The organism is Aquincola sp. J276, from assembly GCF_024700035.1.
GTDB classification, from domain to species: Bacteria; Pseudomonadota; Gammaproteobacteria; order Burkholderiales; family Burkholderiaceae_C; genus Aquincola; species Aquincola tertiaricarbonis.
In genome coordinates this window covers 1,202,621-1,217,500 of record NZ_JAJONC010000002.1, presented here as the reverse complement: position 1 = coordinate 1,217,500, position 14,880 = coordinate 1,202,621, and the positions used below count along the sequence as shown (strand labels likewise).

General features: G+C 67.5%; 14 protein-coding genes and 2 rRNA genes (1 of these 16 running past the window's edge). 8 read left to right on the top strand and 8 right to left on the bottom strand.

Features of this window, described 5'->3' with window-relative positions; genetic code table 11:
- The 3 genes from LRS14_RS23560 to LRS14_RS23550 all read left to right on the top strand — a co-directional run.
- A 23S ribosomal RNA gene (locus LRS14_RS23560) occupies nucleotides 1-2,343 on the top strand (it extends 530 nt beyond the left edge of the window).
- 127 nt (nucleotides 2,344-2,470) lie between these two features.
- Nucleotides 2,471-2,583: ribosomal RNA gene (rrf, locus tag LRS14_RS23555) — 5S ribosomal RNA — on the top strand.
- A gap of 134 nt (nucleotides 2,584-2,717) precedes the next feature.
- Nucleotides 2,718-3,089, top strand: a complete 372-nt coding sequence (locus LRS14_RS23550; RefSeq protein WP_257801335.1) for a hypothetical protein — start codon at nucleotides 2,718-2,720, stop codon at nucleotides 3,087-3,089.
- 119 nt (nucleotides 3,090-3,208) lie between these two features.
- Here LRS14_RS23550 and LRS14_RS23545 read toward each other — a convergent pair whose 3' ends face one another.
- On the bottom strand, nucleotides 3,209-5,032 hold the full coding sequence (locus tag LRS14_RS23545; protein ID WP_257801334.1) for an ATP-binding protein: 1,824 nt from the start codon (nucleotides 5,030-5,032) through the stop codon (nucleotides 3,209-3,211).
- Between the two features lie 213 nt (nucleotides 5,033-5,245).
- Between LRS14_RS23545 and LRS14_RS23540 the strand changes: the two genes are divergently transcribed.
- Nucleotides 5,246-5,467 (top strand): DUF3072 domain-containing protein, encoded by a 222-nt coding sequence (locus LRS14_RS23540; RefSeq protein ID WP_046114989.1) that lies wholly within the window; start codon nucleotides 5,246-5,248, stop codon nucleotides 5,465-5,467.
- Between the two features lie 93 nt (nucleotides 5,468-5,560).
- Here the strand turns inward: LRS14_RS23540 and LRS14_RS23535 are convergent, their stop codons facing one another.
- On the bottom strand, nucleotides 5,561-6,004 hold the full coding sequence (locus LRS14_RS23535; protein ID WP_232315457.1) for a hemerythrin domain-containing protein: 444 nt from the start codon (nucleotides 6,002-6,004) through the stop codon (nucleotides 5,561-5,563).
- A gap of 16 nt (nucleotides 6,005-6,020) precedes the next feature.
- Between LRS14_RS23535 and LRS14_RS23530 the strand changes: the two genes are divergently transcribed.
- The 3 genes from LRS14_RS23530 to LRS14_RS23520 all read left to right on the top strand — a co-directional run bounded on the left by LRS14_RS23530 (nucleotide 6,021) and on the right by LRS14_RS23520 (nucleotide 8,266).
- The gene (locus LRS14_RS23530) at nucleotides 6,021-6,512 is read left to right on the top strand and encodes a hypothetical protein (RefSeq protein WP_257801333.1); all 492 of its coding nucleotides are present in this window, start codon (nucleotides 6,021-6,023) and stop codon (nucleotides 6,510-6,512) included.
- Nucleotides 6,513-6,549: 37 nt separating this feature from the next.
- On the top strand, nucleotides 6,550-6,681 hold the full coding sequence (locus LRS14_RS23525) for a hypothetical protein (protein ID WP_257801332.1): 132 nt from the start codon (nucleotides 6,550-6,552) through the stop codon (nucleotides 6,679-6,681).
- Nucleotides 6,682-6,784: 103 nt separating this feature from the next.
- Nucleotides 6,785-8,266 (top strand): esterase-like activity of phytase family protein, encoded by a 1,482-nt coding sequence (locus tag LRS14_RS23520; RefSeq protein WP_257801331.1) that lies wholly within the window; start codon nucleotides 6,785-6,787, stop codon nucleotides 8,264-8,266.
- Here LRS14_RS23520 and thpR read toward each other — a convergent pair.
- Genes thpR through LRS14_RS23495 form a run of 5 tightly spaced genes read right to left on the bottom strand, consistent with a single transcriptional unit; the run spans nucleotide 8,251 to nucleotide 10,829 of the window.
- Complete coding sequence (gene thpR, locus LRS14_RS23515; protein WP_257801330.1) at nucleotides 8,251-8,793, bottom strand: RNA 2',3'-cyclic phosphodiesterase; 543 nt, start codon at nucleotides 8,791-8,793, stop codon at nucleotides 8,251-8,253. The two genes, LRS14_RS23520 and thpR, sit on opposite strands and share 16 nt — an antisense overlap.
- The gene (locus tag LRS14_RS23510) at nucleotides 8,790-9,050 is read right to left on the bottom strand and encodes a hypothetical protein (RefSeq protein ID WP_257801329.1); all 261 of its coding nucleotides are present in this window, start codon (nucleotides 9,048-9,050) and stop codon (nucleotides 8,790-8,792) included. Before LRS14_RS23510 ends, thpR begins: the two co-directional genes overlap by 4 nt.
- A gap of 18 nt (nucleotides 9,051-9,068) precedes the next feature.
- On the bottom strand, nucleotides 9,069-10,181 hold the full coding sequence (locus LRS14_RS23505) for a radical SAM/SPASM domain-containing protein (protein ID WP_052736525.1): 1,113 nt from the start codon (nucleotides 10,179-10,181) through the stop codon (nucleotides 9,069-9,071).
- 43 nt (nucleotides 10,182-10,224) lie between these two features.
- Nucleotides 10,225-10,629 carry a TraR/DksA family transcriptional regulator gene (locus LRS14_RS23500; RefSeq protein WP_052736524.1) on the bottom strand — a complete coding sequence of 135 codons (405 nt, stop codon included), beginning with the start codon at nucleotides 10,627-10,629 and terminating at the stop codon, nucleotides 10,225-10,227.
- A gap of 2 nt (nucleotides 10,630-10,631) precedes the next feature.
- A complete protein-coding gene (locus LRS14_RS23495) occupies nucleotides 10,632-10,829 on the bottom strand; it encodes a DUF3606 domain-containing protein (RefSeq protein WP_046114985.1) in 198 nt (65 codons plus the stop codon).
- Nucleotides 10,830-11,075: 246 nt separating this feature from the next.
- On the opposite strand from LRS14_RS23495, the gene LRS14_RS30420 reads away from it, so the two are divergent.
- Entirely contained in the window at nucleotides 11,076-12,266 is a 1,191-nt protein-coding gene (locus LRS14_RS30420) for a helix-turn-helix transcriptional regulator (protein ID WP_046114984.1), read from the top strand.
- On the opposite strand, the gene LRS14_RS23485 is transcribed toward LRS14_RS30420, so the two are convergent.
- The gene (locus tag LRS14_RS23485; protein ID WP_310740870.1) at nucleotides 12,255-14,759 is read right to left on the bottom strand and encodes an ATP-binding protein; all 2,505 of its coding nucleotides are present in this window, start codon (nucleotides 14,757-14,759) and stop codon (nucleotides 12,255-12,257) included. The genes LRS14_RS30420 and LRS14_RS23485 overlap by 12 nt on opposite strands.
- Nucleotides 14,760-14,880 lie beyond the last annotated feature (121 nt).

Genomic DNA, 14,880 nt, shown 5'->3' with positions numbered 1-14,880 from the left:
GGAGCCGCAAGGTGACGGCGTACCTTTTGTATAATGGGTCAGCGACTTACATTCAGTGGCGAGCTTAACCGAATAGGGAAGGCGTAGAGAAATCGAGTCCGAATAGGGCGTTCAGTCGCTGGGTGTAGACCCGAAACCAGGTGATCTATCCATGGCCAGGATGAAGGTACCGTAACAGGTGCTGGAGGTCCGAACCGACTAGTGTTGCAAAACTAGCGGATGAGCTGTGGATAGGGGTGAAAGGCTAAACAAACCTGGAGATAGCTGGTTCTCTCCGAAAACTATTTAGGTAGTGCCTCAAGTATTACCATCGGGGGTAGAGCACTGTTATGGCTAGGGGGTCATGGCGACTTACCAAACCATTGCAAACTCCGAATACCGATGAGTACAGCTTGGGAGACAGTGCACCGGGTGCTAACGTCCGGACACAAGAGGGAAACAACCCAGACCGCCAGCTAAGGTCCCTAAAATTGGCTAAGTGGGAAACGAAGTGGGAAGGCTAAAACAGTCAGGATGTTGGCTTAGAAGCAGCCATCATTTAAAGAAAGCGTAATAGCTCACTGATCGAGTCGTCCTGCGCGGAAGATGTAACGGGGCTAAGCCAGTTACCGAAGCTGCGGGTGCATCGCAAGATGCGCGGTAGGAGAGCGTTCTGTACGCCTGTGAAGGTGGATCGTGAGGTCTGCTGGAGGTATCAGAAGTGCGAATGCTGACATGAGTAGCGTTAAAGGGGGTGAAAAGCCCCCTCGCCGAAAGCGCAAGGTTTCCTACGCAACGTTCATCGGCGTAGGGTGAGTCGGCCCCTAAGGCGAGGCAGAGATGCGTAGCTGATGGGAAACAGGTCAATATTCCTGTACCGACGTGCAGTGCGATGTGGGGACGGAGAAGGTTAGCTCAGCCGGGTGTTGGATATCCCGGTTCAAGCATGTAGGCGTGCCCTCTAGGCAAATCCGGAGGGCTTAGCTGAGGTGTGATAACGAGGAGGCTTGCCTCCGAAGTGAGTGATACCCTGCTTCCAGGAAAAGCCACTAAGCTTCAGCTGCACGCGACCGTACCGCAAACCGACACTGGTGCGCGAGATGAGTATTCTAAGGCGCTTGAGAGAACTCTGGAGAAGGAACTCGGCAAATTGACACCGTAACTTCGGAAGAAGGTGTGCCTTTAGTAGGTGAACCATTTACTTGGGGAGCCCAATGAGGTTGCAAAGAATCGGTGGCTGCGACTGTTTATTAAAAACACAGCACTCTGCAAAGACGAAAGTCGACGTATAGGGTGTGACGCCTGCCCGGTGCTGGAAGATTAAATGATGGGGTGCAAGCTCTTGATTGAAGTCCCAGTAAACGGCGGCCGTAACTATAACGGTCCTAAGGTAGCGAAATTCCTTGTCGGGTAAGTTCCGACCTGCACGAATGGCGTAACGATGGCCACACTGTCTCCTCCAGAGACTCAGCGAAGTTGAAATGTTTGTGATGATGCAATCTCCCCGCGGAAAGACGGAAAGACCCCATGAACCTTTACTGTAGCTTTACATTGGACTTTGAACAGATCTGTGTAGGATAGGTGGGAGGCTTTGAAACCCAGTCGCTAGATTGGGTGGAGCCGACGTTGAAATACCACCCTGGTGTGTTTGAGGTTCTAACCTTGGCCCGTGATCCGGGTTGGGGACAGTGTATGGTGGGCAGTTTGACTGGGGCGGTCTCCTCCCAAAGTGTAACGGAGGAGTTCGAAGGTACGCTAGGCACGGTCGGAAATCGTGCTGATAGTGCATTGGCATAAGCGTGCTTGACTGCGAGACTGACAAGTCGAGCAGGTACGAAAGTAGGACAAAGTGATCCGGTGGTTCTGTATGGAAGGGCCATCGCTCAACGGATAAAAGGTACTCTGGGGATAACAGGCTGATACCGCCCAAGAGTTCATATCGACGGCGGTGTTTGGCACCTCGATGTCGGCTCATCTCATCCTGGGGCTGTAGCCGGTCCCAAGGGTATGGCTGTTCGCCATTTAAAGAGGTACGTGAGCTGGGTTTAAAACGTCGTGAGACAGTTTGGTCCCTATCTTCCGTGGGCGCTGCAAGATTGAGAGAGCCTGCTCCTAGTACGAGAGGACCGGAGTGGACGCACCTCTGGTGTATCGGTTGTCACGCCAGTGGCATTGCCGAGTAGCTAAGTGCGGAAGAGATAACCGCTGAAAGCATCTAAGCGGGAAACTCGTCTCAAGATGAGTCTTGCCGGGGCCTTGAGCCCCCTGAAGAGTCGTTCGAGACCAGGACGTTGATAGGCTGGGTGTGGAAGCGCAGTAATGCGTTAAGCTAACCAGTACTAATTGCTCGTGAGGCTTGACCCTATAACTTTGACAACACGACCGTCAAAGATCACGTTATGCCAAACCTTGGCGCAATCGTTGAATACTGATTACACTCTTTGAATTGGCTGGGCTGACCCAACAGGCGTCAACCCGGCAACCCGTCAAGCCTGATGACCATAGCGAGGTGGTCCCACTCCTTCCCATCCCGAACAGGACAGTGAAACGCCTCAGCGCCGATGATAGTGCGGGTTCCCGTGTGAAAGTAGGACATCGTCAGGCTATTTACCCAGCGCATGCCCCCGCATAACGAATAGTTGTGCGGGGGTTTTGCCTTTGGGGACGCCGATGTTTAGTTTCTGTTGCGCGACGCGGCTGAAATAGAATATCCGCTGACACCGCTATTGGATATAGATATGGCCAAGAAGATTGAACGCAGCCGGATTGATGCCGGTCGTTTTGAACTCCCGACGAAGCTGGCGTTCCTTTCCGCCGAGAAGCTGGATTTCGCTTCGGTGACGGACAAGGATGGGCAGTGGAGCGTCGAGATGCCTGCGGCCGCGCTGCAGAAGCTTGCAACGTCTCGTGCCGAGCTGAAGCTGAGCAAGACCGAACAGAAAAGGCTGCAAGCGGAACACACCGCGGCGCTGGAGGCCGAGCGCGCTGCGCACCAAGCAACGCGTGACGAGCTCGTCAAACTGCAGCGTCGTCTCAAGACGCTGGAGAAGAAGCTGGGTGCCGGTGCCGAGGCACCTGTTGCGGTGCGCAAGAAGGCCACGGCGGTCTGAGCCAGCGCCGGCCGCAAAGACACCGGCATCTGCAGACCAAGCAGAGATTCCGGTGACTGACGCGGCCATGCCGGCTCGCATGGGGCGCGGGAGCGCTCGCCAGCTCGCCTGACGCCTGCTCAACCCTGCGGCGGCTGCAGCGGCAAGCTGAAGAAGAACAGAGCGCCGCGTCCGACCTCCGAACGGGCGCCAACGCGCCCGCCGTGGCGGTGCACGATGCGCTTGACCAAGGACAGGCCGACACCCGTGCCCGGAAAGTCTGCGGTGCTGTGCAGTCGGCGGAAGGCGCCGAAGAGATGCTCGGAGGCGGCCATGTCGAAGCCGGCGCCGTTGTCTTGCACCTCGTAGATCCACTCGTCGCCTTCACGGCGGCAACGGATTTCCAGCCTCGGCGACATCACGCGGCTGCTGAACTTGTAGGCATTGGCCAGCAGGTTTTGCCAAACTTGCCGCAACAGGACTTCGTCACCATGGGCGACCGGCAGCGGGCGGTGGACCACCGCCGTAGTGCGGCCGTCATGCAGGCCGGCAAGCACCTGGTCCACCAATGCTTCCATCGGCACCGGGCCGAACGACAGCGGGCGTTCCTCCACCTGGGCGAGCAGCATCAGTTCGTCGACCAGGGCGGTCATGCGGGCGCACTCGCCACGCACCAGCACCAGGGCCTTGCGCGTCGGGTCGGCCAGCGGGTGCTGCCCGCTGTGGAGCAGCATGTCGACGACCTGGCCCATCGCGGCGATGGGGCCGCGGATGTCGTGGGACACGCTGCGGCCGAAGCTCCGCAGGTCGGCATTGGCGTCGTCCAGCAGCGCCGTGCGCTGCACCACGCGGGCCTCCAATGTGCTGGTGAGCTCCAGCAGCTCCTGCTCACGCTGGCGCAGCTGCGCCACGAGCTGCGTGAGCGACCCGGCCAGCTGCGCAATCTCGTTGGGGCCGCCGAGCGGGCTGTGCTCGTCGGCATCCTTCGCTCCGACCAGGCGGCGGGCCTGCAGCGCGATCGCGCGCAGTGGTGCCGTCACCCAGCCTGACAACCACCAGCCGGCCAACCCGAACAGCAGCGCGCCGAACAGGCCGTACAGCCAGATGCGCTGTCGCAGCGCATCGGCGGAAGCCAGGGCGGCATCGGCTGGCTGACGCACGACGATGGTCCAGCCGATGCCGGGATAGTCGGCCTGTCCGCGGGTGGGCAAGGCGGCGGTGAGGTAGGCGCGGCCGTCGCTCCAGGTGCGGATGCGCGGCGGGCCGTGCGACAGGTCGGCGATCTGCGTGGGATGCCAGGACAGCACCTGCGGCGCCGGTGGCCCCAGCAGCACGGTACCGCTCCGGCTGAGGACGATGATCTCGACGTCACCGCCCACCTCGCCGGAAGCCAGCGCCGCCCGGCGCAGATCGTCCGCCCAGCGCAGGTCCAGGTGCGCGCCCAGCACGCCGGTCGTGCGGTTGCCGAACCGCACCGGCGCGGAAAAATCCACCAGCCGCAAGGGCTCGGCCGCCGGCCGCCGCGGCAGCAGGCTGGCCAGCAGCAGGGCGTCATGCACGTCGCCCACGGCAGGGCCGCGCAAGCCTTCCGCGAACCAGGGCCGTGCCGAGACGTCGCGGCCTTCCAGCAGGCCGCCGGTGGCGGCGATGACCTTGCCCTGCGTGTCCGCAAAGCCGATCCATGAGTAATAGGGCAGCGTGGCCTGCAATCGATCGAGCAGGGCACGCCAGGCGTCGGCGTCCACCTCGGCGTCGATCAGCGACTGCAGCGTGGCCAGGTTCTGGATCTCGCGGTAGCGCTCGAACATGCCGGCGTCGAGCGCGCCGACCAGCCGGCTGCCGATGTGCTGCAGCGTTTCGCCGGAGCGCTGGCTCATCTCGTCGCGCACATGCTGGCCGGACAGCCCGCCGACCGCGGCGAACAGCACCGCCGCCAGCCCTGCAAAGGCCAGGCCGATCTTCATCCGTGTGCTGCGGCCGCCGTGGCCTGTCCAGAAATTCAACTGCATCGAGGATCTGTACCGCGGACGGAGGGCGGCGTAGGCAAGTGAGTGGGTGGGCGCCCGCATGCGCCGTGGAGCGCAGCGCTGAGTGTCGCCTACCTCGGGGGCGGACCAGGCCGGAAATCGGGCACCCCGATTGCTGTGGATCCGTACAGCCATTCAACGGAGCAAGCGATGACCGACAAGAAGACCCAGGCGCAGGCCGACCAGAGCAACATGGAGAAGAACCCGGACGACTGGGTGACCGGCGAGGAACCGATGACCGGCGCCCAGCGCTCCTACCTGAAGACCTTGTCCGAGGAAGCCAAGCAGCCCTTCGACGAGGAATTGACCAAGGCCGAGGCCAGCAAGCGCATCGACGAGCTGCAGGCGCAGACCGGGCGCGGCCAGAGCTGATCGACGGTTGGGGCCGGGCGGCCTGCTTCAGGCGGCCCGGCGGCACGGACGCCCGCATCCCGCGGGCTTGGCGTCCGGCTGGGTGCAAGGGGCTCAGGCCTCCTCGGACTCCTCTTCCTCGGCCATCATGCCCATCTCGGACATGAGGGCCATCTTGCGTTCGTTCAGCTGCTCGCCCAGGGCGGCGACATCCAGCTTGGCCTTGCGCACCTGCGGGAAGAGCTCGCTCTCTTCTTCCTTGACGTGGTGGTCGATGTACTCGCCCAGCACCTTGACCAGCGAGTCGTACATCTCGTCCGACGGGTCGGACTCCTGGATCTGCGCGATGAGGTCCTTGGCCGATGCATGCTCGACGGTGGCTTCGTTGACCAGGTCGGCTTCCTTGATCTGGTCCTTGGCCGCAGGATAGAAGATCTCTTCCTCGATCTGCGCATGCACGGTGAGCATCATGCAGATCTGCTCGGCCAGCTCCTGCTTCTCGTCGTCCTCGGCTTCGTGGTCGACCATCTCCTGGTACTGCTGGAAGAGTGCCTTCACCTCACGGTGGTCGGTGGTGAGCAGCTTGATGGCGTCGGGTGTTCCGGACTTGGACGCTGTCGTCGAGCGTGAACGGGTCGTCTTCTTCGCTGCAGCTTTTTTTGCGGTGGCCATGCTGGTGCTCCGGGTTGATGGATTCGTGCGGCGCGGAATGCGCCGGCGTGCTCGCATGGCAACCGGCGTTCCGCATGGTCATCGCCGCGCGGCTACAGTTCGCGTCATGAAGCGGTGGCTGATCGGCGCGCTGGTCCTGTGGATGGCCTTTCAATCGGTGGCGGCGGCAGCCTGGCCGGTGATGCCCTGCTGCGCCGCCGAATGCCATGACGCACTCGCCTGCGCGACCATGGCCTGCAGCCCGGCCTGCATGGCCGCGGCCGCGGTGCCGGCCGCTCCGGCCGACCTGGCCTGGACCACCGCGGCCGATGCACCGGCCGCCGGGCCGGCAATGTGGCGCATGGCCCGTCCGGGCGACGAGATCTGGAAGCCGCCGCGAGGCCTGCCGCTTTGACCCCTATCGATTCCCCAAGACCTTCCACGGAGTACCCATGAGCAAGAAGTTCCACAAGATCGGCGCCGCGCTGGTGCTGCTGGGCGCATCGGCGGCCGCCTGGGCCGCCACCGGCTGCTGCGGCGACCTGGCCTGCTGCCTGCAGATGCTGGCCTGCTGCTTCGAATAAGCCGGCAGCGCCTCGTCGCGACCCGGGCCGGTGCCGCAAGCACCGGCCCTTTTTCTTGTCCGCCCGCCGGCTGGTCGTGACCCTGTCATATCGCTTCCGAAGAATGTCGCGCACCCCGTTCCACAACGACAACCCGGAGGAAGAGAACATGCAGTACCCCCGTCTTGCCCTGCAGCCGGCCGCACTGGCCGCTGCGCTGATGGCCGCCCTGGCTGGCATGCCCGCGCAGGCCGCCAACACGCTGGTCGGCTTTGCCGAACTGGCTGCCAACACCTTCGCACCCGGCCCCACCTCGGGCCAGTTCCAGAGCCCCGCGAGCGGCGTGGTGCCACCCTACATCGACAAGCAGCCGGTGCAGGGCTTCTCGGCCGTGCTGGCCGGCCCCAGCGCCGGCAGCTTCTACGTGATGCCGGACAACGGTTTCGGCAACAAGGCCAACTCGCCCGACTACCTGCTGCGCATGTATGCGGTGACGCCCGACTTCCGCACCGCCACCGGCGGCAGCGGCCTGGTGCGCGCGGCGGACTACACCACCGGCGCGGTGCGCAACAGCTTCGACAACAGCAGCTACATCAACCTGCGCGACCCCGACGGCAAGCTCGGCTTCCCGATCGTGGCCGCCGGCACGAACTACCCCTATGCCGGCAGCGGCGCAGGCAATGCCGGCATTCCGGTGGACAGCAGCATCCGCAATGGCCGACTGCTGACCGGCGGCGACCTGGACATCGAGTCGGTGCGCCGCGACAAGAACGGCAACCTGTGGTTCGGCGAGGAGTTCGGCCCGTTCCTGGTGAAGACCGATGCCACCGGCAAGGTGCTGAAGCACGAGGTGTCGCTGCCCAATTCGCTGGGCATCGGCAGCAACCCGCTGGTGCAGTCGCCGCAGAACCCCTACCTGGGCGCCGGCGGCAACAACCTGCGCGGCTCCAACGGCTTCGAAGGCATGGCCATCAATCCGGCGGGCGACAAGCTCTACACGCTGCTGGAGGGTCCGCTGATCGAGGATCCGAACCAGAAGCGGCTGATCATCAACGAGTTCAGCGTGGACACCGAGAGCTACACCGGCAAGACCTTCGGCTACCGCCTGGATGCCGCCGGCACCAACATCGGCGACATGACGGCGATCAACGACCATGAGTTCCTGGTGATCGAGCGCAACGGCATCCAGGGCACCAGCCCGAACGCCGGCGACATGTTCAAGAAGATCTTCAAGATCGACCTGAACAAGGTGGACGCCGACGGCTTTGCCGAGAAGACGCTGGTGGTGGACCTGCTGGACATCGCCGATCCCAACGACCTGAACCGCGACGGCAAGACCACCTTCGACTTCCCCTTCGTGACCATCGAGGACGTGCTGATCCTGGATGCCAACACGCTGCTGGTGATCAACGACAACAACTATCCCGGCAACGGCGGCCGCACGCTGGTGGGCCCGGACAGCACCGAGTTCATCCAGATCCGGCTGGACACGGCGCTGAACGTGTCGCCGGTGCCGGAGCCCGGCACCTATGCGCTGATGCTGGCCGGCCTGGCGGGCGTGGGCCTGGTTGCACGACGCGGCCGTCGCGCTCAAGCCCAGCGCTGAAGCACCTGGTAGCCGCCGCGGGAGGCGGCCAGCACCGCCTCCTGCAGCGGCCAGTCCACCGGCGGCGGCAGGCTGCCCGCCGACGGCAGACCGGCACCGCGCGCCTTGCGCGCCAGGGTGATGTGCCGCTGCCAGGGCCGCTCGTCCAGCGCGATGTCCATGGCCTGCAGCGCTTGGCCGATGGCCTGGTGCAGCGCCTGCAACGGCGCGGGCGGTGGCTGGCTGCACAACAGTACCGCCACGCCGTTGGGCCAGACGCTGCAGCGGTCGAAGCGCAGCGCCAGGGGCTCGTGCGGCGGGGGCCAGCCCGACGACCGCACCGCCGCCTGCAGCGCCGCCTGCAGTGCGGGCAGCTGCGCCGCGGCCAGCGCGCCGATGAAGTGCAGCGTGACATGCAGGTCCGTCGGCCGCACCGGGCGCGCGCCCGGTGGCCAGGTGCAGCGGGCCTGCCAGGCCTGCGCCGCGGCACGGGTGGCCTCGCCCGGCCACAAGGCGGTGAACAGGCGCAGCGGCGGCGCGTCGTTCAACGCCCGTGGCCGCGCTGGGCGTCAGCCGGGTTCTGGGCGTCGATCTGGCTGTGCAGGGATTCCAGCACCGCCTGCAGCCCGGTGAGGGCCGGCGGCTCGGGCTGGGCGATGCCGCTCAGCTGCCGGCTGCCGCCGTCGGCGGCCACCACGCTGGCCTGCCATTGCAGCCGGCCGTCGGGCAGGGTGTCGTAGTCGCCCTCGTAGTCGCAGGGCAGGTTGGACAGCGCATGGGCATGCTGGCCCGTGAAGTGCGGCATAGAAGCCTCCGGTTGGCGTCAGAAGGTGCCGTGGTACAGCGCGCAGGAGCGGCAGATGGATGGCGGTGCATCGTCGCGCAGCCCGCGGCGGAACTGTCGCGCGGTGGCGCTGTTCCAGGCGCCGGGAATGTCCACCTCGGCCGAGGCCGGCTCGGGGCCGAAGACGCGGCCGAAGCTGGCGCGGTCGGCGGTGGCCACCATGCAGCAGGGCAGCATCTCGCCGGCGGCGGTGAAGTACAGGCCGTCCCACGGCCAGCTGCAGCGCGGGCTGCCCGCGGCGGGTGCCGGCGCGGCGGCCGGCCGCAGCGAGGGCAGGTTCAGCTGCAGGCCCAGCGCCCGGGCCCGCTGGCGCGCCTGCTCGAACACCTGTTCCGCATGCGGCAGGTCCTGCGGACGCAGCTCGGCGCTGCGGCAGTAGCTGCGGATGGGGATGTAGCGGCCCGGCAGGTCCTCGTGCTCGAGGTCGCTGGACAGGCGCTGCACCAGCAGCTCGGGCACGCGGTGGGCATGCAGCAGCTCCACCAGCGCGGGCAGCTCGTCGAGGTTGCTGCGCATCAGCACCATCACCCCCCGCACCTCCAGCGGGCTGGCGGCGGCATCACGCGCGTCGGTCAGCCGGCCGAGGTTGCGCACCACCTTGCCGAAGTTGGCGCCGTGGCGCACGCCTTCGAAGGTGGCGGCGGTGGCGCCGTCCAGCGAGACGGACAGCGCCGCCAGGCCGCTGCTGATGCAGCGTTGCACCCGCGCCGGCGTGAGCAGCGTCAGGTTGCTGTTGGCCGACACCCGGATGCCGCGTCGGGCGGCGATCTCCACCATGTCGAAGAAGCGTGGATGCAGCATCGGCTCGCCCAGGCCCTGCAGATGCAGCGCTTCCAGGCCGGGCAGGGCATCCAGCAGGGCGATGTAGCGCTCGACCGAGAGGGTGGCCACCTCGTCGCCGCGGTGGTTGACGGTGCACATGCCGCAGGCCAGGTTGCAGCGGCCGATCGGCTCGATCTGCGCGAACCGTGGCAGCGGCGGTGCCGGCACGTCCGGCGCCGGCGCCTCGAACGCCGCGGGTTGCACCGGCGGCAGCGGCGGGGAAAGGGTGGAGTCGGGCGCGGGTCGTGTCGGCGAGATCAGGTCGGTCATGCGCGGCGGTGGGCAACGCGCGTGCCGTGGCCCTGCCGGGCCGTCACTGCATCGGCGGCAGCGGCGCCCGGGGCGGCTCGTGCGTCTGCTCGAACTTCTCCTGGCAGGGCAGGCAGCGCAGCGCGGCCGGCTGCGCTTCCAGCCGGGCCAGCGGGATGTCGGTGCCACAGTCCAGGCATTCGCCATAGCTGCCGGAGCGCATGCGGTCCAGCGCGGTGCCGATGTCCTGCAGCTCGCGGGTGTCGCGCTCCTGCTCGGCGGCACGCACTGCGCCGCGCACACGTTCCTCGCCCTGTTCGCCCAGGTCTTCCACCTGGCTGTGCGGCACGCTGGCGGGCGTGTCCTGCGATTCGTCGTCCAGCGCCTGCACCTCGTCGCGCAGGGTGGCCTGGCGCTCGTGCAGCCGCTGGCGCAGGCGCTCGATCTCCTGGCTTCCCAGCGCGGCCATGCTCATGCTCCCTTGCGGCCGCCGGCGCCCTGCAGGTGCTGCTGCACCGCCTCGGCCGAGGTTCCCACGGCAGCCACGGCCTGCCGGAGCTGGTCGGGCGTGACGCCGAACTTGGCGGACCAGTCGCGCAGTTCGTAGTCCTCGTTCACGTTGATGCGGGTGCGATCCTGGCCGTGGCTCTTGGTCTTGTCGTCGGACATGGTGTGCCTCCTGCGGTGGTGGACGATGCCTGCGACTGTGCTGTCCGATGCGCTGGCCGCGTATCAGCCGCCGTCGCGGACGCCTGTAGGCGACAGACGACGCCCCCTAACCCGTCAAGAGGCGCCCGCGTTTCCTCATCAATCGGTAGGAGGCGTTGGCTGCAGGCGGCTGGGCAACATTCGGTAACGCCGCCTCCAGTGCGGCTCGCAGTAGGCGCGACCGCCCGGCGCGCAAGAGGAGAAGTTTTGTCACAGGTCCTGGAGTTCGAATCCGCGCCCGCTTTCCAGGCGCATCCACCCCAAGCCCCGGCGGGCCTCGACGACTGCGTCGAGATGTTGTACGACGCGGTCGGCGACGACACCAGCTTCCGCACCGCCCTCGGCCATTTCTGCGGCCACTTCGACGCCACCGGCGCCATCTACCTGCTGCCGCCCGACGAGCACAGCGCCGACACCATCGCCGCGCGCCACGTGCCGGCCGCCGCACTCACCGAGTACCACAGCCACTTCTTCGCGCACGACAGCTGGCGGCTGGCCGCGCAGGCCCGCGGCCTGATGGTGCCGGGCTACGTGGCCCGCGGCTGTGACATCGTGGACCCCGGTGCCTTGCAGCTGTCGTACTTCTGGCGCGAGTTCCTGCAGCCCTACGGCGTGAAGGACATCCTCACCGGGGTCATTCCGCCGGCCGAAGGCGAGGGCGGTGCCTGCACCATCGTCAGCTTCCACCGCGGCGCGGCGCAGCCGGGCTGGTTCGCGCCGCGGCTGGTGGAGCAGATGCGCACGCTGATGCCGCACCTGGGCCGCGCGCTGCGCATGCACCGCCGCATCGCGCCGCAGGTGGCGGTGGCAAACACGCTGGAAGGCATGTTCGACCAGATGGACGTGCCGATGCTGTTCGTGGACCGCCGCGGCCGCCTGGTGCGCGCCAACCGCCAGGCCGAGCGGGTGTGCCAGCGCGCCCAGACGCTGAGCCTGGCCCCGGGCGGCCTGCTGATGGCCCGCACCGCCGCCGCTGGCTGGCAGCACGTCGCCCGCGTGATGGACGGGCTGGCCGGCGCGCCCACCGTGCGGCAGATGCTGCTGGAGGAGGACGGCATGCCGGCGGTGCTGACGCTGCGGCGGGTGCATGGCAACCCGCCCGGCTTGGCGCCGGGCGATGGGGCCGACGAGGTGCATGCGGTGGTGACGCTGCGCGCCACGCCGGCCGAGCTGCTGGAGGCCTTCGCCCAGCACTATGCGCTGACGCCGGCCGAGGTGCGCACCGCCCGCTGCGTGGTGGATGGGTTGCAGGCCGAGGAGATCGCGCAGCAGCTGGGCGTCAAGCTCAGCACGGTGCGCACGCACATCGGCCACCTGCTGGCCAAGACGGGCTCGCGACGGCAGACGGAATTCGTCGCGCGGCTGCGCGGCGGCGCGCCGCGGCCTTCAGCCCGGTGAGGTCTGCAGCGCCAGCGCCTGCTCCACTTCCGCGAACAGCGTGGCCGGCTCCACCGGCTTGCTCAGCACCTTCAACCCGGCCTCCTTGGCGGCCTGCAGGCGCGAGGCATAGCCGGTGACCAGGATCACCCGCAGCGCCGGGCGCAGCGTGCGCAGCCGCAGCGCCAGCTGGATGCCGTCCAGCGTGCCGGGCATGGCGACGTCGGACACCACCACTGCATAGTCCGGCGCGCCGCGCAGCACCGCCTGCAGTGCATCGTCGGCATTGGCCGCGCGGTCCACCTGCAGGCCGGTGGAGGCGAGCACCGCGGTGTAGGTGGCGGCCACGTCCTCGTTGTCCTCCACCAGCAGCGCGCGGCCATGCAGGTGCGGCGTGGCCGCGGTGTCCACAGGCGCGGCCACCGGCACCGGCCGCGGCGTGGCGGGCAGCGTCATCGTCACCGTGGTGCCCGTGCCCGGCTGGCTCCGGAGGGCGGCGCTGCCGCCGGCCTGCAGCGCAAAGCCGTGCACCTGGCTCAGGCCCAGGCCGGTGCCCTTGTCCTGCGGCTTGGTGGTGAAGAAGGGCTCGAAAGCCTTCTGCGCCACCTCCGGGCTCATGCCGGTGCCGGTGTCGCTGACCGCGATGCACACGCTGCCGGGCTCGGGCGCCTCGCCCTGTGAAGGCCGCACCTCGATGTGCAGGCGGCCGCCCTGGGGCATGGCATCGCGTGCGTTCACGGCCAGGTTGATCAGTGCCAGCTCCAGCTCGGCGGTGTCGGCCAGCACCGGCGGGGTGTCGGCCGCCACGTCCAGCGACAGCGACACGTTGCTGCCCAGCGTGGTCTTGAGCAGGCCGGACACCGCGGGCAGCCATTCCTGCAACTGCACCGGCTCGGGGTTGATGGCCTGCCGGCGCGAGAACGACAGCAGCTGCCGGGTCAGCCGCACGCCGGAGGCGGTCGCGCGTGCGATGGCCTCCAGCTGCTTGCCCTGCGCCAGCTGCGGGTGCAGCCGGCGCAGCAGGTGCACGTTGCCGTTGACGATGGCCAGCAGGTTGTTGAAGTCATGCGCCACGCCGCCGGTGAGGTGGGCCAGCGCCTCCAGTTTCTGCGACTGCATGGCCGCCTGCTCTGCCTGGGCGCGCAGGCGGATCTCCTCGCGCAGCTCCACCGCCACCGCATGTTCGTTGCGGGTCTTCTTCAGCGCCACGAAGGAGACGTACACCAGCCCCAGCGTCACCGGCCCCAGCACCGCGGCCAGCAGGCCGACGAAGCGCTTCCAGCTCTGCAGGATGGCGTGCTCGCTGAGCGAGGTGGAGACATACAGCGGCAGGCCCTGCAGCCGCTGCAGGCTGGCCAGGCGGCGCACGCCGTCGATGCCCGAGACGCCGAACATCACGCCGCTGGCTGCGCCCGCGCTCACGGTGGCCAGCACCGGGCTGCTGGCCGGCAGCCGCGTCACCGGCGCCGCCGGCCGCGGCCAGCGGGTGAGCAGATCGCCGCTCTGCAGGAAGAGCAGGAAGGTGTTGAGCCCCGGTTCCTGCGCGGCCAGCGAGCTGTAGAACTCCTCGAAGTACTCGGGCGAAAGCGACACCGAGATCACTCCGGCGAAGCGGCCGTCCGGCGCGCCGCGGCGCAGCAGCAGGCTGAAGATGGGCTTGTTCTGCAGCCGGCCGGTGACCACGCTGGTGACGACCACCGGCTCGCCGCCCTGGGCCATCGCGGTGAACCAGGGCCGGTCGGCCACCGAGGTGCCGGCCGGCACCGGATAGCGCGCGCTGCTGACCACCGGCTCGCCGGCGGCATTCCAGACACCCAGGGCCTGCACCGCGCGCTGGCCTTCGATCAGGTCGACCAGCCGGCGGTGCACCGTGGCCTCGTTGTCGCGCAGGGCGGCGTCGTCGTGGCCGGCGATGCTGTCCACCCGCAGCGCCAGGTCGCGGGAGGTGTCCATCACCTGCTGCGCATGCCGGGCCAGCACGCTGCTGACGCGCACCACCGTGTCCTCGGCATCGTTGAAGGCGCGTTCGTAGCCCCACCAGCTGGCGGCCAGGAAGGCGCTGAGCGGGATCACCGCGGCGCCCCAAAGCACCGTCTGCAGCCAGCGGGTCAGCGGCGTGTCGCCGTGCTCGGCCAGCCGCGCCGCCATCTGCGGCTGGGCGTCCTGCTGCGCACTGCGGATGCGGCCGCACAGCAGCGCCGTGAGCAGCGCGCTGACGATGAATGCCCCGAGCTGGACGGGCGCCTGCCCGGTCCGGATCGACGGCGGCACGCCCGGCAGGGCGACCGCCACGGCGCACAGCAGCGCCACCAGCGCGCCTGGGCCGGCGCCCAGCCGCACGGCCACGATGGCGCAGGCCGGCAGCGCGAAGAGGAAGGGCAGTGCGTCGTCCAGCAGCGGCTGCAGCGCGGCGCGGGCCAGCACGGCCAGCACCGCCCAGGCCGCCGCCTGCCACCAGCGCCGGAGGCGGTGGTGCGGCGCGGGCGGGTGGCCTGGATGGGGCTCGGACGTCATGGACTGCAATCGGATCGGCGAGGAACGCGGCGCGCCCCGCCCGGCATGTCATGGTACTTCGCGCGTCTGACGCCTCCGCGGCCGGCCGGCGGTGCGGCAGGTATCCCGTTTGCCGGTAGGC